This is a genomic window from Duganella rivi (assembly GCF_009857435.1).
Taxonomy (GTDB): domain Bacteria; phylum Pseudomonadota; class Gammaproteobacteria; order Burkholderiales; family Burkholderiaceae_D; genus Rugamonas; species Rugamonas rivi.
The window spans coordinates 334,502-350,900 of the sequence record NZ_WWCK01000007.1 but is presented as its reverse complement, the minus strand read 5'-3'; the positions used below and the strand labels follow the sequence as shown (position 1 = coordinate 350,900).

16 protein-coding genes and 1 tRNA gene are annotated in these 16,399 nt (G+C 60.2%); 9 read left to right on the top strand and 8 right to left on the bottom strand.

The window, feature by feature from the left end:
• Positions 1 to 119 precede the first annotated feature (119 nt).
• From rho to GTP45_RS24500, 4 genes are all read left to right on the top strand, one after another.
• On the top strand, positions 120 to 1,382 hold the full coding sequence (rho, locus tag GTP45_RS24515; RefSeq protein WP_072786061.1) for a transcription termination factor Rho: 1,263 nt from the start codon (positions 120 to 122) through the stop codon (positions 1,380 to 1,382).
• Between the two features lie 171 nt (positions 1,383 to 1,553).
• Entirely contained in the window at positions 1,554 to 1,823 is a 270-nt protein-coding gene (locus tag GTP45_RS24510) for a type B 50S ribosomal protein L31 (protein ID WP_161016481.1), read from the top strand.
• Positions 1,824 to 1,923: 100 nt separating this feature from the next.
• Complete coding sequence (locus tag GTP45_RS24505; protein WP_161016480.1) at positions 1,924 to 3,648, top strand: ArnT family glycosyltransferase; 1,725 nt, start codon at positions 1,924 to 1,926, stop codon at positions 3,646 to 3,648.
• A 56-nt stretch (positions 3,649 to 3,704) separates the two neighbouring features.
• A complete protein-coding gene (locus GTP45_RS24500; protein WP_161016479.1) occupies positions 3,705 to 4,433 on the top strand; it encodes a substrate-binding periplasmic protein in 729 nt (242 codons plus the stop codon).
• A 6-nt stretch (positions 4,434 to 4,439) separates the two neighbouring features.
• Here the strand turns inward: GTP45_RS24500 and GTP45_RS24495 are convergent, their stop codons facing one another.
• Together GTP45_RS24495 and GTP45_RS24490 are read right to left on the bottom strand one after the other, a co-directional pair.
• Complete coding sequence (locus GTP45_RS24495; protein ID WP_161016478.1) at positions 4,440 to 4,850, bottom strand: gel scht; 411 nt, start codon at positions 4,848 to 4,850, stop codon at positions 4,440 to 4,442.
• A gap of 32 nt (positions 4,851 to 4,882) precedes the next feature.
• Entirely contained in the window at positions 4,883 to 5,272 is a 390-nt protein-coding gene (locus tag GTP45_RS24490; protein ID WP_161016477.1) for a gel scht, read from the bottom strand.
• A 390-nt stretch (positions 5,273 to 5,662) separates the two neighbouring features.
• On the opposite strand from GTP45_RS24490, the gene GTP45_RS24485 reads away from it, so the two are divergent.
• Positions 5,663 to 7,633 carry an AAA family ATPase gene (locus tag GTP45_RS24485; RefSeq protein ID WP_161016476.1) on the top strand — a complete coding sequence of 657 codons (1,971 nt, stop codon included), beginning with the start codon at positions 5,663 to 5,665 and terminating at the stop codon, positions 7,631 to 7,633.
• Here the strand turns inward: GTP45_RS24485 and GTP45_RS24480 are convergent.
• Positions 7,539 to 9,500 carry an APC family permease gene (locus GTP45_RS24480; RefSeq protein WP_161016475.1) on the bottom strand — a complete coding sequence of 654 codons (1,962 nt, stop codon included), beginning with the start codon at positions 9,498 to 9,500 and terminating at the stop codon, positions 7,539 to 7,541. The genes GTP45_RS24485 and GTP45_RS24480 overlap by 95 nt on opposite strands.
• 156 nt (positions 9,501 to 9,656) lie before the next feature.
• Here GTP45_RS24480 and GTP45_RS24475 point away from each other — a divergent pair.
• Positions 9,657 to 9,741: transfer RNA gene (locus tag GTP45_RS24475), tRNA-Leu, on the top strand.
• Between the two features lie 83 nt (positions 9,742 to 9,824).
• On the opposite strand, the gene GTP45_RS24470 is transcribed toward GTP45_RS24475, so the two are convergent.
• The 3 genes from GTP45_RS24470 to GTP45_RS24460 form a co-directional block, all read right to left on the bottom strand.
• Positions 9,825 to 10,424 carry a hypothetical protein gene (locus GTP45_RS24470; RefSeq protein WP_161016474.1) on the bottom strand — a complete coding sequence of 200 codons (600 nt, stop codon included), beginning with the start codon at positions 10,422 to 10,424 and terminating at the stop codon, positions 9,825 to 9,827.
• Positions 10,425 to 10,427: 3 nt separating this feature from the next.
• Positions 10,428 to 11,006, bottom strand: coding sequence for a ComF family protein (locus GTP45_RS24465; RefSeq protein ID WP_161016473.1), 579 nt, complete (start codon positions 11,004 to 11,006; stop codon positions 10,428 to 10,430).
• 152 nt (positions 11,007 to 11,158) lie between these two features.
• Positions 11,159 to 12,073 carry an alpha/beta fold hydrolase gene (locus GTP45_RS24460; RefSeq protein ID WP_161016472.1) on the bottom strand — a complete coding sequence of 305 codons (915 nt, stop codon included), beginning with the start codon at positions 12,071 to 12,073 and terminating at the stop codon, positions 11,159 to 11,161.
• Between the two features lie 155 nt (positions 12,074 to 12,228).
• On the opposite strand from GTP45_RS24460, the gene GTP45_RS29075 reads away from it, so the two are divergent.
• Both GTP45_RS29075 and GTP45_RS29070 read left to right on the top strand, forming a co-directional pair.
• The gene (locus tag GTP45_RS29075; RefSeq protein WP_267876219.1) at positions 12,229 to 12,360 is read left to right on the top strand and encodes a hypothetical protein; all 132 of its coding nucleotides are present in this window, start codon (positions 12,229 to 12,231) and stop codon (positions 12,358 to 12,360) included.
• A 99-nt stretch (positions 12,361 to 12,459) separates the two neighbouring features.
• A complete protein-coding gene (locus GTP45_RS29070) occupies positions 12,460 to 12,939 on the top strand; it encodes a glycine zipper 2TM domain-containing protein (protein ID WP_161016471.1) in 480 nt (159 codons plus the stop codon).
• Between the two features lie 33 nt (positions 12,940 to 12,972).
• On the opposite strand, the gene GTP45_RS24450 is transcribed toward GTP45_RS29070, so the two are convergent.
• Together GTP45_RS24450 and GTP45_RS24445 are read right to left on the bottom strand one after the other, a co-directional pair.
• Complete coding sequence (locus GTP45_RS24450) at positions 12,973 to 14,505, bottom strand: S10 family peptidase (RefSeq protein WP_161016470.1); 1,533 nt, start codon at positions 14,503 to 14,505, stop codon at positions 12,973 to 12,975.
• Positions 14,506 to 14,549: 44 nt separating this feature from the next.
• The gene (locus tag GTP45_RS24445; protein ID WP_161016469.1) at positions 14,550 to 15,824 is read right to left on the bottom strand and encodes a BNR repeat-containing protein; all 1,275 of its coding nucleotides are present in this window, start codon (positions 15,822 to 15,824) and stop codon (positions 14,550 to 14,552) included.
• A 112-nt stretch (positions 15,825 to 15,936) separates the two neighbouring features.
• On the opposite strand from GTP45_RS24445, the gene GTP45_RS24440 reads away from it, so the two are divergent.
• On the top strand, positions 15,937 to 16,398 hold the full coding sequence (locus GTP45_RS24440) for a hypothetical protein (protein WP_161016468.1): 462 nt from the start codon (positions 15,937 to 15,939) through the stop codon (positions 16,396 to 16,398).
• Position 16,399 lies beyond the last annotated feature (1 nt).

Below are 16,399 nucleotides of genomic sequence, written 5' to 3'. Positions count from 1 at the left end.
ATAAGATATCGCCAGTTGTACCGGTGGCGCCGCGCCCGCGGCGCCACCGTATAAAATGAGACAACCCACGTAGTCCCCGCCCCTACCTTTACTTTCCCGTCACGGGATACTCAAACAATATGCATCTATCTGAACTAAAGGCCTTACACGTCTCGGCGTTGTTGGAAATGGCCATCGGACTGGATATCGACAATGCGGCGCGCCTGCGCAAGCAAGAGTTGATGTTCGCAATCCTGAAAAAACGCGCCAAATCGGGCGAGCAAATCTTCGGCGACGGCGCCCTGGAAGTGCTGCCGGACGGCTTCGGCTTCCTGCGCTCGCCGGACGCCAGCTACATGGCGTCCACCGACGATATCTACATTTCCCCTTCGCAGATCCGCCGCTTCAACCTGCACACCGGCGACTCGATCGAGGGCGAAGTGCGTACCCCGAAAGATGGCGAGCGCTATTTCGCGCTGGTCAAGGTCGACAAGGTCAACGGCGAATCGCCGGAAGCCTCGAAGCACCGCATTTTGTTTGAGAACTTGACGCCGCTGCACCCGAACGAGCCGCTGCGCCTGGAACGTGACATCAACGGCACGGAAAACATCACCGGCCGTATCATCGATTTGATTTCGCCGATCGGCAAAGGCCAGCGCGGCCTGCTGGTGGCGTCGCCGAAGTCCGGTAAATCGGTCATGCTGCAACACATCGCCCACGCGATCACCTCGAACCACCCGGACGTGACCCTGATCGTGCTGCTGATCGACGAACGTCCTGAAGAGGTTACCGAGATGCAGCGCTCGGTGCGCGGCGAAGTGGTTGCCTCGACCTTCGACGAACCGGCCACCCGCCACGTGCAAGTGGCCGAGATGGTGCTGGAAAAAGCCAAGCGTCTGGTCGAGATGAAAAAAGACGTGGTCATCCTGCTGGATTCGATCACCCGTCTGGCCCGTGCCTACAACACCGTGATCCCTGCCTCGGGCAAGGTGCTGACCGGTGGTGTGGACGCCAACGCGCTGCAGCGTCCGAAGCGCTTCTTCGGTGCTGCCCGTAACGTCGAAGAAGGCGGCTCGCTGACCATCGTCGCGACCGCGCTGATCGAAACCGGTTCGCGCATGGACGACGTGATCTACGAAGAATTCAAGGGTACCGGCAATATGGAGGTGCACCTGGAGCGCCGCCTGGCCGAGAAACGCGTCTACCCGGCAATCAACCTGAACAAATCGGGCACCCGCCGCGAGGAACTGCTGATCAAGCCAGACCAGCTGCAGAAGATCTGGATCCTGCGCAAGCTGCTGTACTCGATGGACGAGATCGAGGCGATGGAGTTCATCCTCGACAAGATGCGCGCGACGAAGAACAATACTGAGTTCTTTGATATGATGCGCAGAGGCGGCTAAGTTACAGCGCGCCTTAACAAACTGGCAACCATTGGTTGCCAGTTTGCGTTTACGCCGGTATAATCCTCGATCGCATTAATTTAAACACTGGCAAGTGAGCGGCAATCGGATCAGGATGTAGTACAGATCGACGAAGTGCTGTTTGGCTACCAAACTAACCGAGGCTACAAAATGAAACCAGAAGGTCACCCAGAATACCGCGAAGTTGTTTTCCACGACCTGTCGTGCGACTTCAAATTCATCACCCGTTCGACCATCGGCACCCGCGAAACCATCACCCACGAAGGTAAAGAATACCCACTGGTGAAGATCGAGGTTTCGGCTGAATCGCACCCGTTCTACACCGGCAAACACAAAATCGTCGACACCGCTGGCCGCGTTGAGAAATTCCGCCAGAAGTTCGGTTCGGTTGGTTCGAAAACCGCCGTCGCTGCAGGCTAATTTCAGCCGCTTCGATAAAAAAAGCAGCCTCTGGCTGCTTTTTTTGTTTGCCGTGCAGTTTTCCTGCATACTCCGGTTCTACTCATAACAACACACCACGATGAAGCCAGTCCGTCTTCCTGCCGCCGCCACCCTGGCCCTGCCGCGCTGGGCGCTGTTCGCCCTCGGCCTGCTGTACATCCTGCCCGGCCTGATCGGCCGCGATCCCTGGAAGAACGACGACGCCGCCAGCTTCGGCATCATGTGGACGATGGCGCACGGCAGCTGGCAAGACTGGCTGTGGCCGAATATTGCCGGCCTGTCGTGGCCCGACGAAGGCCCGCTGGCGTTCTGGCTCGGCGCGGCCGGCATCAAGCTGTTCGGCTGGCTGCTGGGCGATGTGCTGGCGGCGCGCGTCGGCACCGTGGTTGTGTTCCTGGCCGGCGTGCTGTCGCTGTGGTACGCCACCTACCAGCTGGGCCGCCGCCAGGATGCACAGCCGCTGCGCCTGGCCTTCGGCGGCCAGCCCGAGCCGGACGACTTCGGCCGCACGCTGGCCGACGCCGCCGTCCTGATCTACCTCGGCTGCCTCGGCCTGCTGCTGCACAGCCACGAGACCACGCCGGAAGCGATGCAGGTGTCAATGACCGCCTTCCTGCTGTACCGCACCGTGCGCTACGTGGAAAAGCCGTCGCTGCGCAACGCCGCCCTGAGCGGCCTGGCCATCGGCCTGCTGACCCTGACGCGCGGCTGGATCACGCCGGTGTGCCTGATGCTGGCCCTGTTTGCCTGCACCCGCTTCCTGGCCCAGCCGGCCATCCGCGCGGTGCGCGACCTCGGCGCCATGATTGCCGTCGGCGGCGCCATTACCGCCCTGTGGCTGATCCCGGCCCAGCTGCTGACGCCTTACCACCAGCAGCCGCTGAACGCGTGGCTGGGCTGGAACTGGCTGCAACTGGACGTGCCGAGCTGGCCGACCATCAAATTCTTCTTCCGCGTCGGCGTCTGGTTCTTCTGGCCGGCGTGGCCGTTCGCGGCGTGGGCCGTGTGGGCCTGGCGCCGCCAGCGCGGCGTGCTGCACATTGTGGTGCCGCTGTCCTTCGTGGCGATGGGCGTGCTGCTGACCCTGTGCCACCCGCAGCCGGAACAGGGCAACCTGCTGGTGCTGCTGCCGCCGCTGGCCGTCATGGCCGCGTTTGGCCTGCTGACCGTCAAGCGCGGCGCGATCAACGCCATCGACTGGTTCTCGGTGATGGCGCTGACCCTGTGCGCGGCCGTGATCTGGGTATTCTGGTTCGCCAAGCTGACCGGCTGGCCGGCGCAAGCGGCCAGGAACGCGCTCAAGCTGGTGCCAGGCTTCCACCCGGAACTGAGCTGGGTCGCCTTCTTCGTGGCGCTGGCCGCCACCCTGGGCTGGTTTGTGCTGGTGTACTGGCGCATCTCGCGCCAGCCGGCGGTGCTGTGGCGCGCCGTGGTGCTGTCCTCGGGCGGCCTGATCCTGATCTGGATCCTGCTGATGACCCTGTTCCTGCCGGACGTCAATTACAGCAAGAGCTACGCCAGCGTGGCGCGCCAGATCGCCGACAAGCTGCCGGCCAACGCCGGCTGCATCGAAACCAACGTCGGCCCCGCCCAGCGCGCCTCGTTTGCCTACTATGCCCAGCTGCCGTTTGCCGGCGTCGAGGGCGGCCGCTGCGACCTGCTGCTGTTGCAAGATAGCATCAAGCTGCGCGACGACCGCGAGATCGCGCCGCAGCACCGCGGCAAGCATTGGATCCTGCTGTGGGAAGGCCGCCGTCCGGCCGACCGCGAGGAACGTTTCCGCCTGTTCCGCCGCGCGGACTAAGTGTTGCCGCACGGCTGGCATTGCTGCTATGCTTTTCAGCAGAAAGCGGCCAGCCCATGCGACTTATCATCACGACATTATTCCTGCTGGCGACTTGCACGGATGCGGCCGTAGCCGCGTCCCTCAACATCACCACCGAGCACTCGCCGCCATCGAGCATGCGCGGCGCCGACGGCGTGATCACCGGCCGCGCCACCGATAAAATCCGCGAACTGATGAGCCGCACCGGCACCGATTACAAAATCGAGATGCTGCCGTGGAAGCGCGCCTTCATGATGGCGCAAACGCAGGGGCAGACCTGCGTGTATTCGACCTCGCGCACGCCGGAGCGCGAATCGCTGTTCAAATGGGTGGGGCCGACCGACGAGGCCGAGTGGCAGTTCTGGGGCCGCGCCGATCACGCCTTCCCGCTCAACAGCATCGACGATGCGCGCAAGCTGCGCATCGGCACCTACATCGGCGACGCCCGCGACGAGTACCTGCGCAGCCGCGGCTTCAATGTCGACGCCGTCAGCAACGACCTGGTCAATCCGCAAAAGCTACTGCTCAACCGCATCGACCTGTGGGCGGTGGCGATCCGCAACGGCGCCGCCGTACCCGGCCATCCCGACTGGTCGGACCAGGTGGTGCCGCTGCTGGTGTTCCATCGCGTGAAGGTCTACCTTGCCTGCAATCCCTCCGTCCCCGATGAGCTGATCGACAAGCTCAACGCCGCCCTGGCCGACATGCGGCGCGACGGCAGCTTCACCCGGCTCGAGCGCAAATACGATCAAGCCGGGAAGTGAGCGCGCTTAGCGCGTCGCCACCACCGTGGTGCCGGCCGGCAGTTGCGCGGCGCGCTGCGCCGACATCGGCAAACGCTCGTAGTTGTCGATGGTCAGCTCGAAGCCGGCATCGGCAAAGCTGATGCGGGTGCCGGCGTGGGTGACGAACTCGCCTGGTGCCACCGGGAAGATTTCCACTTTTTTCTGGCCGTCGAGCTGGGCGTAGTAGTGCGCCACTTTCTGCGTGAAGCGCAGGCGCTCGCCGTTGCTCAACTGGTAGGAATACAGGTAGTCCGAAAACTCTTGCGGCTTGAATTTGAAGTCGGTCGCGACCGGCGCGCTGATCTTCACGCTCTCGTTGTCCGGGCCGGCGGCATGGGCCAGCGTAGTGATCGACAATGCGGCGGCAACGGCCACGCTCAGCAGGGTGGTTTTCATGGTAACTCTCCTAGATGTAAAGGGCGCGTTGCTTAGCGGCGCGCGGTCATGGTGGTGTTGGCGGCCAACTGGCTGGCCGGCGACAATTTTTCAAAATTGGCGATGCCCACGGTTTCGCCTTGTTCGCGGAACTCGATGCGGGCACCGTTTTCGGTGACAAAAGCACGTGACGAGATCGGGTAGATCCGCACCCTGGCGCCATCAGCGAGCTGGGTGTAGAACATGCTCATGCGGGCGGTGAAGGCAATGCGCTGGCCGTTTTCCAGCAGGTAGACATTATTGAAATTGAAGAAATCCTGTTCGACCATGTGATAACGCTGCGGCGATTTGGATTTGATTTGCACGCTCATATCGTCAGCGTGGGCGATGGACAGCGAGGTCAGGGCGAGCGAGGCCGCGATGCCGGCAAGGATCGTTTTCATTGGTGTGCTCCATTAAGTTGTACGTTGATTTACTTCCGGGAGCCACCGCTGCAATCTGTAATTCAGCGGTAGACGTGAGCAGATTAACAAAGCCCTTGTCAAAGATCTGGCGGATGCGACGAGCGGTAAAAGCACGCGCACCAACTGCAAAAAAACCGGCATAGACGGTGGCGCAAGCGCAGGTGTTGCGCGTTGCGGCTTTTTGTGGGGGCCATCTGATACAAAACCCGTCAACGGGGCTATAGTTGCGCATTGAATGCATTGCCGTACGGCAGCATTCAACCCCTTCCGGCCGCGCCCCGCTCTGCGCAGCCGGTTACGGCGGCCCCGGCTGCTGCGCCCTATCCTCGCGCCCGGCCCCGGCAGCATGCCCATGCCTTGGATGGCAACATGTTTACCTTGCACAAACTTCAATCTGCCCTGCGTAACAACTACATCCGTGCCGCCCTGCTGGCGGTGACGGTCACACTGGTCATCGTGCTGGGCCTGCGCGCCGAAGTGCCGCAGGACGGCAGCCCGGTGCTGCACACGCAAGACATCGCCCAGATCACGGCGCTGCCGGCGCAACGTGCCCAGCTCGAATACCTGCTGGTGGCGGCGCCGCAATCGGACGCGCCGCGCTACATCATCAAGATGAAGAACGACGCCAAGCTGGTGGTGGTCAAAGTGCCGGGCACGACCCACCTGAGCCTGGAGCGCGAAGTCCTGCTGCGCAACAACATCCCTTACGCCATTGCGCGCGAAGATTACCTCGCTTCGCACAAGGCAGTGATGCGCGATGAAGATGACAGCAAGCTGGGGCGCGTGGGCGCTTTCCTTGGCCGTCACGTCGTGGATATTCTGTTGCTGGTAGTGGCGCTGTTCCTGCTGCGCCATGCCCTGCCCGGCATGGGCACGAACGCCAATGTCATGACGCCGGATCAGCTGGGCGGCAGCATGGACGATTTGATCGGCATGGAAGACATCAAGCAGGAAGTGCTGCACCTGGAAGACATGATCCGCAACCGCGCCCTGTATAAAGAGCACGATATCGACAAGCCGTTCAACGTCATGCTGACCGGGCCGGCGGGCACCGGCAAGACCAAGCTGGCCGGCTACCTGGCCAAGCGGCTGGATATTCCGTTGATTCAGGCGTCTGCTTCAGCGCTGGAATCGGGCTATGTCGGCGGCGGCTCGAAAGCGCTGCATGCGCTGCACCGCAAGGCCTGCGCGCGCGGCAAGTGCATCATCTTCCTCGACGAAGCGCAGGGCTTGTTCATGCCGCGCGGCCGCGGTGAAAAGAAATGGGAAGACGATACCGCGAATACGCTGCTGGGCTTGCTCGACGGCGTGCGCAGCGACAAGGCGGACGGCGTGATCTGGGTGGTGGCCTCCAACTTTGACGACGCCTCGTCGCGCATGGATGAAGCAATGCTGCGGCGCTTCTCGGTGAAGATCAACTTCCGCTTGCCGAACAAGGCCGAGCGGCGCGAGCTGCTGCACTCCTTCCTCGCGCGCAAGGCCGAGGGCTGTGTCGACTGGGAAGATTTGCAGCTGGATCATGTGGCCGAGATTACTGCCAACCTGAGTCCGGCGGTGCTGCAAACCGTGGTGGAACGGGCCAGCATGCTGTCGATCCAGGAGAACAAAATCATCAACACCGAACTGATGTTCCGTGCCTTTGAGCGCGCCACCATCGGCCTGACTGACCGCGCTACCACGGCCGAGAAAACGCGCCAGCGCGAGCGTGTCGCCTTGCACGAGCTGGGCCACTTCTTCATGCAAATCGATCCATGGCTGCGCGAAGGCCTGTCGCTGGCTGAAGTGAAAGAACGCTCGCCGCTGCTGAAGATTTCGACTGAATCGGTCTCCAAGCTGGGCGCCTTGGGCTATGTGCTGTCGGCCTCGGATGACGTGGCCCTGAAGACACTGGAAGAACTGGAGCGCGACGTGATCCAGCTGTACGGCGGCGTGGCGGCGGAAGAGTTGTTCTACGGCGCGCGCGGCATCTCGGTCGGCAGCCAGAACGACATCGAGAAAGCCACCTCGATGCTGGATCTGATGGTCAACAAACTGTCGATGTACTCGCGCTCGAAGATCGACCTCAGCCAATTCAAAAACAAAGAAGGCGGCCTCGACCAAGTTCAAGCCAAAGCCGACGAGCTCTACAGCTACACCCTGACCGCCATCGCCGACTACCGCGAACCGATGACCGAACTGAAGGACGTCCTCATGGAACAATATGTCCTCTCCAAGGACGCCATCTTCGCGCTGTTAGAAGACAAACTTACACTTTCATCGGCAGGATCACCATCTGCAAACCTTCCAAGTGCAGGCGGCGCTGCGCGGCTAGCGCCGCCTGATTGTGCAGCAGGCGCGTGAACCAGTTGTCGGAGGCGAAGATCAGCTTGCTCGTGAAGAAAATCGAATGCGGGAACTCGCGGTTGATTTCTTCACACAAGCGCGTCACCTCCTCCACCGCATCCGTGCCAAAGCCGAGATACGACGAAGCTGCCATGCCGTGGCTGTGACAGAAATCGACGAAAAACTCCAGCGTCTCCGCCGCCTCTTCACGCATCTGCTCCAGCGCGCCCTCGCCGCCGTAAGCGTGCGAGTCTACCGTGCGCGCATTCACGAACAGGAAATTCTTGAAGTGCCCGGGGAACATGCGCTGCACCCACAGCAGCGCATGCAAACCGCCGCCGCGCGAGGTGCCGACAATGAACACCGCCGTCTGGTCTTCCTGATGCGGCTCAATCGGCTCCGCGTTCGAGCCGAACGGCTGCGATGCAAACACCTCATCCACCGAATGAATCGCCTGCTTGGTCTCGCGGTAATGCTTGCGGATGTAGTAGCAAAACGCCGCCATCGCGGCAATGATGGCGGCGGTCGCCCAGCCGCCCTCGGCAAATTTCTCGATCAGCAGCACGATCAAAATACCTGCGCAAATCACAAAGCCCAGCGCCGACAGCAGCCAGCGCCGTTTCCACTGCGTCCCCTTCTTGCGATTGCGCGACCAGTACAACACCAGCCCGAACAAAGAAATCGCAAACGTCAGAAACACCGAAATCGAATACAGCACCACCAGCAAGGTCACGCTACCGCCCGTCCACCACAAGATCGCCAGCGCGGCGATGCCCATCACCAGGATACCGTTCTGCGTTACCAGCCGCGTCGACAGGTAGCGGAACTTGTGCGGCACCCACGAATCGCCGGCCATATTCGCCAGCACGGACGGGCCACCGAGGAAACCGGTATTCGCTGCCACAAACAGCAGGCCGGCCTCAAACGCCAGCACGATCACCAGCAGCACCTGGTTCACCACCTCGCCGCCAAGACCCATGCTGGCGATGATGGTTTTAAAGGTAGAAGCATTCAAGGTCTCGCCTGGCACCGGCTGCGCATCCCAGAGCAGGTACAGCAAGATGATGCCGCCGGCCGTGAACGCCAGCGACAAGGCCATGTACAGCATCGTCACCTTGCCGGTACGCACGCGTGGCTCGGCCAGCAGATTGACATTATTGGATACCGCCTCCAGGCCAGTGTAGGTGCCGCCGCCCTGCGAATAGGCCAGCAACAGCATGCCAGCCACGCCGGCCCAGCCGATATGGCTGGCAAGGTCCGTGGTCTCAGCCACAGTGCTCGGAATCAGCTCCGGCAAGTGCGAGGCGTGGGCGAAGATGCCGTACACAATCAGCACCAAGTGCGTGACCACGAAGCCGAGGAAAATCGGCAGCAGAATCTGAATCGCCTCTTTCAACCCGCGCAGATTCATCACAATCAGCAAGCCGATGAAAAACATCTCGGCCCATAGCTTGTAGGGCTGGAAGCCGAGCGGCAGGAACGACGCCAGGGCATCGACGCCGGAGGCGATGGAAATCGCAATCGTCAGCACGTAGTCGAGAATCAGCGCACAGCCCGAGATCAAGCCCATGTACGGCCCCACCAGCTTGCTCGCCACGCGGTAGCCGCCGCCACCGGTCGGGAACAGCTCGATCACCTGGTTGTAGGCCAGTGCGATGATGAACACCGTGACGGCGGTGGCAATCGCCATATACAAGCCGAGATGGGTGTGGCCACCGAGGGCGCGGAAGGTTTCTTCGGGGCCGTAGGCAGAGGAGGACAGGCCGTCGGCGCCTAGGCCGACCCATGCCAAAAAGGCCACCAGCGCCATCGAATGGCGCGTCTCGCTCTTCATCGGGTCGAGCGGTTTTCCAAGGATAATCTCGCGGATCTTATTATTTTTCATGCGTCTCAGGGCCGGCGGGAACCGGCAAAGTCTGGCGGTAAGCGTGATGATACCTGCTTCGGCGCGTCGGAAACCTTGTGAAATTGTAAAAATTGAACAGAGGGTTGCAGGCTATGGGCAAATCGGAGATAATGCGGGTCGCATTGCAATACACCTGCCTCGGTGGTGGAATTGGTAGACGCAGCGGACTCAAAATCCGCCGCCGCAAGGCGTGCCGGTTCGATTCCGGCCCGGGGCACCAACAGCTTGTATTCAATCGCATCAGCAACAGTCTAGAACCCGCCCATCAGCTATGACGGCGGGTTTTTTATTGCCTGCACTTTATCAGCAAGCGGGTGCTTCTTCTTGGGGCTGTGAGCTCGCGGCTAAGAGCATGGCCTGCGCCTCCCGCGAGCGGAGCGTATTCAGCTTCTCGGTCAGGCCAATCTTGCTGTCTGCCATCAATCGATCGGATGGGTTCATGCGCTCCAAAAGCAATTCCAATCCTTGTACATTTTTAACGGCTTGGAATTCCTTGTCCTGATTGACGAATACCCAAGCCGCCTTCTTGCGGCTAAGTAACTCTATAACGTTGCTGAGTGTGCCCGTACTTTTGGCGTCCCAGATCATGAGACCGGTATCGGCAGCTTCAGCCATGGCAATATCTTTGGCCGTAAAGTAGGCGCGGGAGCCGGGCTTGTGATAAGTCGTGACCGGATGTATGGCCCAGCCGCCGACGTTGTTGCGAGGCTTGTCGCCGGAGCAGAATACCGTGACCTGCTGGTACTGCTCATTCACCAAGAACCGCTGGATGGATGCATCAACGCCGTCAGCATCGCCAACGATTACATCAAAGCCTTGATGCAGGATGTTCATGATGCGTTCCTGCACCTTGAAATCCAGCTGTTTGATAGTGATAGAGCCAGCAATAAAAACCGTCGTCATTTGCTACCTCCACGTCAGCGTCGCCACAAATATTTCACCTATTTTCTCATAGGTTCGCAGTACATCAGCCGCAGCGTCTACCGAGGCGCCGCTCTGGAACAGGTCATCAATCAGCAGAGCATCCCATCGACCATCATTAGCAATGACAGGATTCAGAGTGATAGTCCCGGCTAGCACCCGCTCCTTCTCTTCCCGCGAGACCAGATCCTTTAATTTAGCGCCGCCAGGCCCCCTACTCAGCAACTCGAACACTGGTTTGTTGAGCATCGCGCCGAGCTCGTTCGCAACCAGCTTCACCGGCTGCGCCCAACGCATTTGGCTCGCAGCCATCGGCACGATCAAGCTGAAGTAAGGCAGTTGAGGCACGATGTTGTCAGCCACGGCTTGGGCCAGTGTCTTGGCCTGCGCTTGGTCGCCACGATACTTCAGCTGAAATAGCGCCTCCCCGACGTCAGTCCGTTTGGTGTCGAACTGCATGTGGCCCTGCTCGTTTGCTCCAATTGGAATACTTTGGAGGGTATGTTTGTCGAGCGCATAGCCGGTATGAAACCTGCCCAAAAGCTGACGTAGATGAACTTGCATGAGCACCCCCTCAAGATTGGAAATCCGGCCGCCGCAAATGGGCGATACCGGTCATTATTCAGAGGGCTACTTAGTAATCTTTGATCGTCAACAATGTAAGCAGAAAAGCCCGCGAAGCTACACATCTTCGCGGGCTTTTTGTCGCCTAGGGCTTACTTGATGAAGCCAATCAGCGCTGGGATGGTTTGTTGTGGCGCTTCTTCCATCAGCCAGTGGCCGGAACCTTGGACGACGTTGCTTTCCACATTGTCAGCCACCAGTTTGACTTGGTTGACCAGGAACTCGCCGCCCGATTTTTCACCGGCGATCACCAGTACCGGCATGGTCAGCTTGGTTTTGCCCAGTTCGGCAAAACGTTCTGCGTCACGCGGGAAGGCTTTGAAGTATTCGAAGCCGGAGTGGATCGCGCCCGGTTGGGCATAGGCTTTGGCGTACAGCTTGCGGTCTGCTTCCGGGATCGAGTGGTTGCGGTCGGCGGCAAAATCATTCCAGAAATGTTCGAAGTAGGTGCGCTCGCGGCCTTTCACCAATTGCTCCGGCGTTTCGCCGTAGAAGTGGAAGTGCCACAGGTCGCGCAGCAGGAACATATCTTTCCAGTTGCCGATGCCGGGCAGGAAGGCGTCCATCAGCGCCAGCTTTTGGGTGTCTTGCGGATATTGGGCGGCGTAGGCGTAAGCGACCATCATGCCGATGTCATGACCGACCACGGTGGCTGGTTCGGTGCTGACGGTTTTCACCAGTTCGTGGATGTCTTTGGCCATATCGGCTTTTTCGTAACCCTCTGGGGCTTTGGCCGAGGCGCCGGCGCCGCGCAGGTCAGGCACGATCACGGTGTGGGTCTTGGCCAGTTCCGCCATGATCGGAGTCCACATGTGGCCGGTTTGGGTGTAGCCGTGCAGCAGAACCACTGGCGTGCCTTTGCCGCCGACTTGGTAGTGGATCTGGGTGCCGTTCACCTGTGCGACTTTGTCGGTGTAGCCAGTAGGTGCAGCCGCCTGTGCCAACGATGCGCCAGCCAGCGTTGCAGCCAGTACCAATTGACGGAAACCTTTGATTGCCTTGTTCATTTTGTGCTCCTCAAGTAAGGGTTGATGAACGCAGTATGGCCTCCCGATTACATCTCCGCTAGCCAGCAATCATCGCCTACAGTTTCAACCATTAGTATCAGATAAGCCGAATAGAACTTTTTCCATCCCGCTAAGTCTTACTGCAAGGAGGGTGAATGGTGATTGACCAATTTGAAATGCGCATTGCGGCCGCAGTCGAAGACCTCACCACCGAGGTCAGGCGATGGATCATCGTCTTTGGAGTCGCCCAGGCCGCGTTACTGATTATGGGAATTGTGATTGCGTAACAATTGCTTACGCGGGATACACTTTTTGCGTCACCGGCTGTTCTCTCTGGCTCGTTGTATGAGCAAGCGCCGCTGATGGCGATATTCAGGAGAGAACAAATGGAACAGATCGCACGCACCCGCATTCATCCTATGATGGCTGTTGCCGCCGCTTCGGTGACTTTGGTGAGCCTCGTTGGCGCCGCCTCGATTGCCGGTCTGCTGCCGGACTCGAAGGCGACTACTGCACCTGCCACAGAACCTATGCCGGTGGTCTCCACTGCGGCTCCCGTTGCTGCGCCAGCGCCAGTGCCGACACCTGAACCGCGCCGCGTGGTTGAACACAAAACCGTGGTGCATCACGTGAATGCGCCACAGCCCCAGCCTCAAGTAGCGCAAGCGCAAGCGCCAGCGCCAGCCCCTGCACCGGCGCCACAAAACAGCGCGGTCGGCATCGGTATCGGCGCAGTGGTCGGTGGCTTGCTGGGGAATCAAGTGGGTAGCGGCAACGGCCGCAAGCTGGCGACCATTGCCGGTGCGGTCGGCGGCGGTTACGTCGGTAACGAGATCGCCAAGCGCAATCAGCAACCGCAGCAATAAAAAAAGCCCGGTGTAAAAACCGGGCTTAGCTCTTTAGTATTTCGCCGGCGCGTTAGGCGCTGGCGTTGCGGATTTGATGAAGTTGCGCAGGTCGTCGTTGGCCGTGGCCAGGTCTTCCGAACGCAGATACATCATGTGGCCGCTGCGGTAGCCTTCGAACGACAGGCGGTCTTTCATCTTGCCGCTTGGGTCCAGTTGCCACATGGTGTACTTGGCGTCGAAGTAGGTGCAGGCGCCGTCGTAGTAGCCGGACTGAATCAGCACTTTCAGATACGGATTGGCGGCCATCGCCAGGCGCAGGTTCTCACCGGTCTTCTCGTTCTTGAAGTCCCACGGATGCACGTCGCCGAACAGGTTGTACTTGATGTCGGTCTTGTAGCCGAGGTCATTGCGCAGGTACTGGTTGATGGCCGGCGTGAACGAGTGCAGCCACGAGGTCAGCTCGGCGTTGTAGTCCACCTTGTCGCCGGAATCAGTCTTGTCGATGCCCAGGTAGCGCGAGTCCAGGCGGCCCACGGTCTTGCCGCGCTTGCGCAACAGCTCTTTCCAGAACTGCTCCGGCTGCACCGCCAGATTATTCTGCACCACGTACTCTGCCGACAAGCCGGAATAGCGCGCCACCTTGGCTGCGATCTCCGCTCGCTTGGTCACGTCGAGGAAGCCGCCCTTGGCCAGCGCCGGCAGCAGTTCATCGGTGGTGAAGGCTTCCACTTCCGGCAGCACGTCTTTCAAGTCTTTCGCCTGCAGATCGGCTGGTAGCACTTTCTGATACCACGCGGTGGCCGCGTAGTACGGCAGCTTCAGCGCATCATCCACCACGCCGTCACGCTTCAGGCCCAGCTCCGTCGGCGACACCAGCACCACGCCGTTCAAATACATCCACTGCGCATTTTGCAATTCCAGCGCCAGGCCCGCCACGCGCGAGGTGCCGTAGCTTTCGCCGATCAGATACTTCGGCGAAGTCCAGCGGCCTTCGCGCGACACGAAGGTGCTCACCCACTCCGCCAGATACTGGATGTCCGCATTCACGCCGAAGAAGCGCGCGCGGTCAGCCTTCCCATCCAGCACGCGCGAGAAGCCGGTGTTGACCGGATCGATATAAATAATATCGGCCACGTCGAGGATGGAGTGCGGATTGTCCTTCACGCCGTAAGGCTGCACCGGATAACCTTCCGCATCCAGATTCAATACTTTAGGGCCGGTGTACGCAACGTGCATCCACACCGACGCCGAACCAGGGCCGCCGTTAAACGAAATCACCAGCGGACGCTTGCTCTTGTCGCTCACATCGCTGCGCTGGTAGTAGGTGTAGAACAGCGACGCCGACACCTTGCCATCCTTATCCCACACCGGCTGCGTGCCTGCGGTGACTTTGTACGGCACAACCTTGCCCTTGATGGTCACTTGCCCGGTCTTGCTCACCTGCGAATCTGCTTTCAGCAAACGCTCGCTGGCCTGCAGTTCTGCGGCGCGTTCTTTGCTGAGGGCTGGCGCCTTGTCGGCATCTTGTGCGAAGGCGACGCTGGTGGCGGCGGCCAACATCAATACGGCAAGCTTGGATTTCATGGCATCTCTCAAGGTTGAAAGGAAGCTATGTTAGTGAGGAAGTGCTATGGCGTCCAGTCCAGAACTGTAACGGCGGAAGGCGGCACAAAAGCATGTCCTTCACCATCAACTTGTTGAACATTTTGGACAAATAAACTCAGCGTGCCGCTGCGCCGCCACAACTCGGTATCGTAGCTAGGCTCCCACGCGCCGACCGATGATGTGGTCAAATCCTGCACCTTCCACGAGTCGCCATGCAGCATGGCCACCGAGACCTTGCTGCCGCGCTCCTCGTCGCGGAACACCAGCAGCGTACCGGCCTTGCCGACCATGATCTGCGGACGCGCAATCGGAATCCGCTTGGTGCCCTGCCCGCCCAGCGTGAATGGCGTCTTGCGAAAATCCAGCGCGCGCACCTGCCACGCCGATCCCGTGTGATACACCACGTGATACTGCGGCACCGAGGAGCCGGCATCGCGCCAATAGCTGGCGATGTAAGGACGGCCTTCACCATCGGCCGCCATCGAGGTCTGATTAATCAACTCGGAATTCTGCGGAATGCGCAGCGCATACTCGGCGCTGGCCGCGTTGATCGGCAGCGTGTACGGCGTGCCGTCCGACCGCTCCCACGTCACGCCGCCATCGCGCGAGCGCGCATATGCCATATCGTGATTACTCGCCACGTCCGGCGACTCGCGCCATACCCACGACACATGCAGCGTGCCCCGATGATCGAGGAAGGCCTGCCAATAAGCATTGCGTTTGCCTTCGCCGGAAATCAGATTGGTGTGCAGCCGCTTCCAGCTCTGCGTGCTCACGTCGTAGCGGTTGATGATCAGATCACCGCGCCCCGATCCGCCGAGCCGATAGAAAAACAGCAGGTTCCCATCCGGCAGCCGGTGAAATTCGGGATACGACACCTCGCCTTCATCGATGCCGGTCATGGCCTGCTTAGGCCCCAGCTCCAGCGATCCCGGCGCCGCACTGCGCGCGTAACGCAGCGGATTATTGTGATGATCCCACGACACGTGCAAGTAGCCCGCGCCATCGACCATGATGCTGATGGCGTTATGTGCATCGGCCGCATTGCCCTGCCACGCCGTGCGCCGCGTGATCCACCGCGTGCTGCCCAGCGCGCGCTTGCCCAGTACCAGGTAACGATCCGCGTCGTAGTAAGCCACGTACTGCGCATCGCCATGCGTGACCAGCGAATTTTTGCGGAACACCACCGCGTTGACCGAATTATTCGCCCAACCCTCGCCCACGACGGACAGCACTGGCACGGCCTCAGCATTCAGTGACGCGACCAGCAAGGCCGCCGAGATTAAACGTTTTATCATCCGGCCATGATAGAGCAAAAAATCTGGCATAGATCAAAGCCAACATAATTTCCCTGTGGAAAAATATGCGATAATCGCTGCCGCACTATCAGCGCCCTAAAACATTGTCGCTATGACCACCCAACACGACCACACCCGCTATCTCGACCAGCTGAACGACGATCCGCACACCTTCTGGGAGTCGCGCATCAAGGCCAGCCGCTGGATGATTACCAAGACCTTCGGTATCGGCCTGCTGGCGGGCGGACTCGGAGTGCTGGGACAGGGCTGGCTGGAACACGCCGCGCCGCTATTCCCCTTCATCAGCCAAAACTACGGCATCTGGCAAACCGTCTACCTGCTGGCGTTGATTTTGATCTTCCTGCTGTGGACGGCGGCGCTGCGCCAGAAATTCGGCCTGCTCCACAACAGCAAGCAAGGGCTGGCCATGCAGCACCGTATCGACGAGCAAAACGCCCGCCGCGAAGAGCGCGCGCAAGCCACCCGCGAACGCCGCGAGCAGCTGCGCCAGGAACGTGCCGAGCACACCATCTACCACAAGGCCGGCGGCCGCAGCACCAAGTTCGATTACTGAT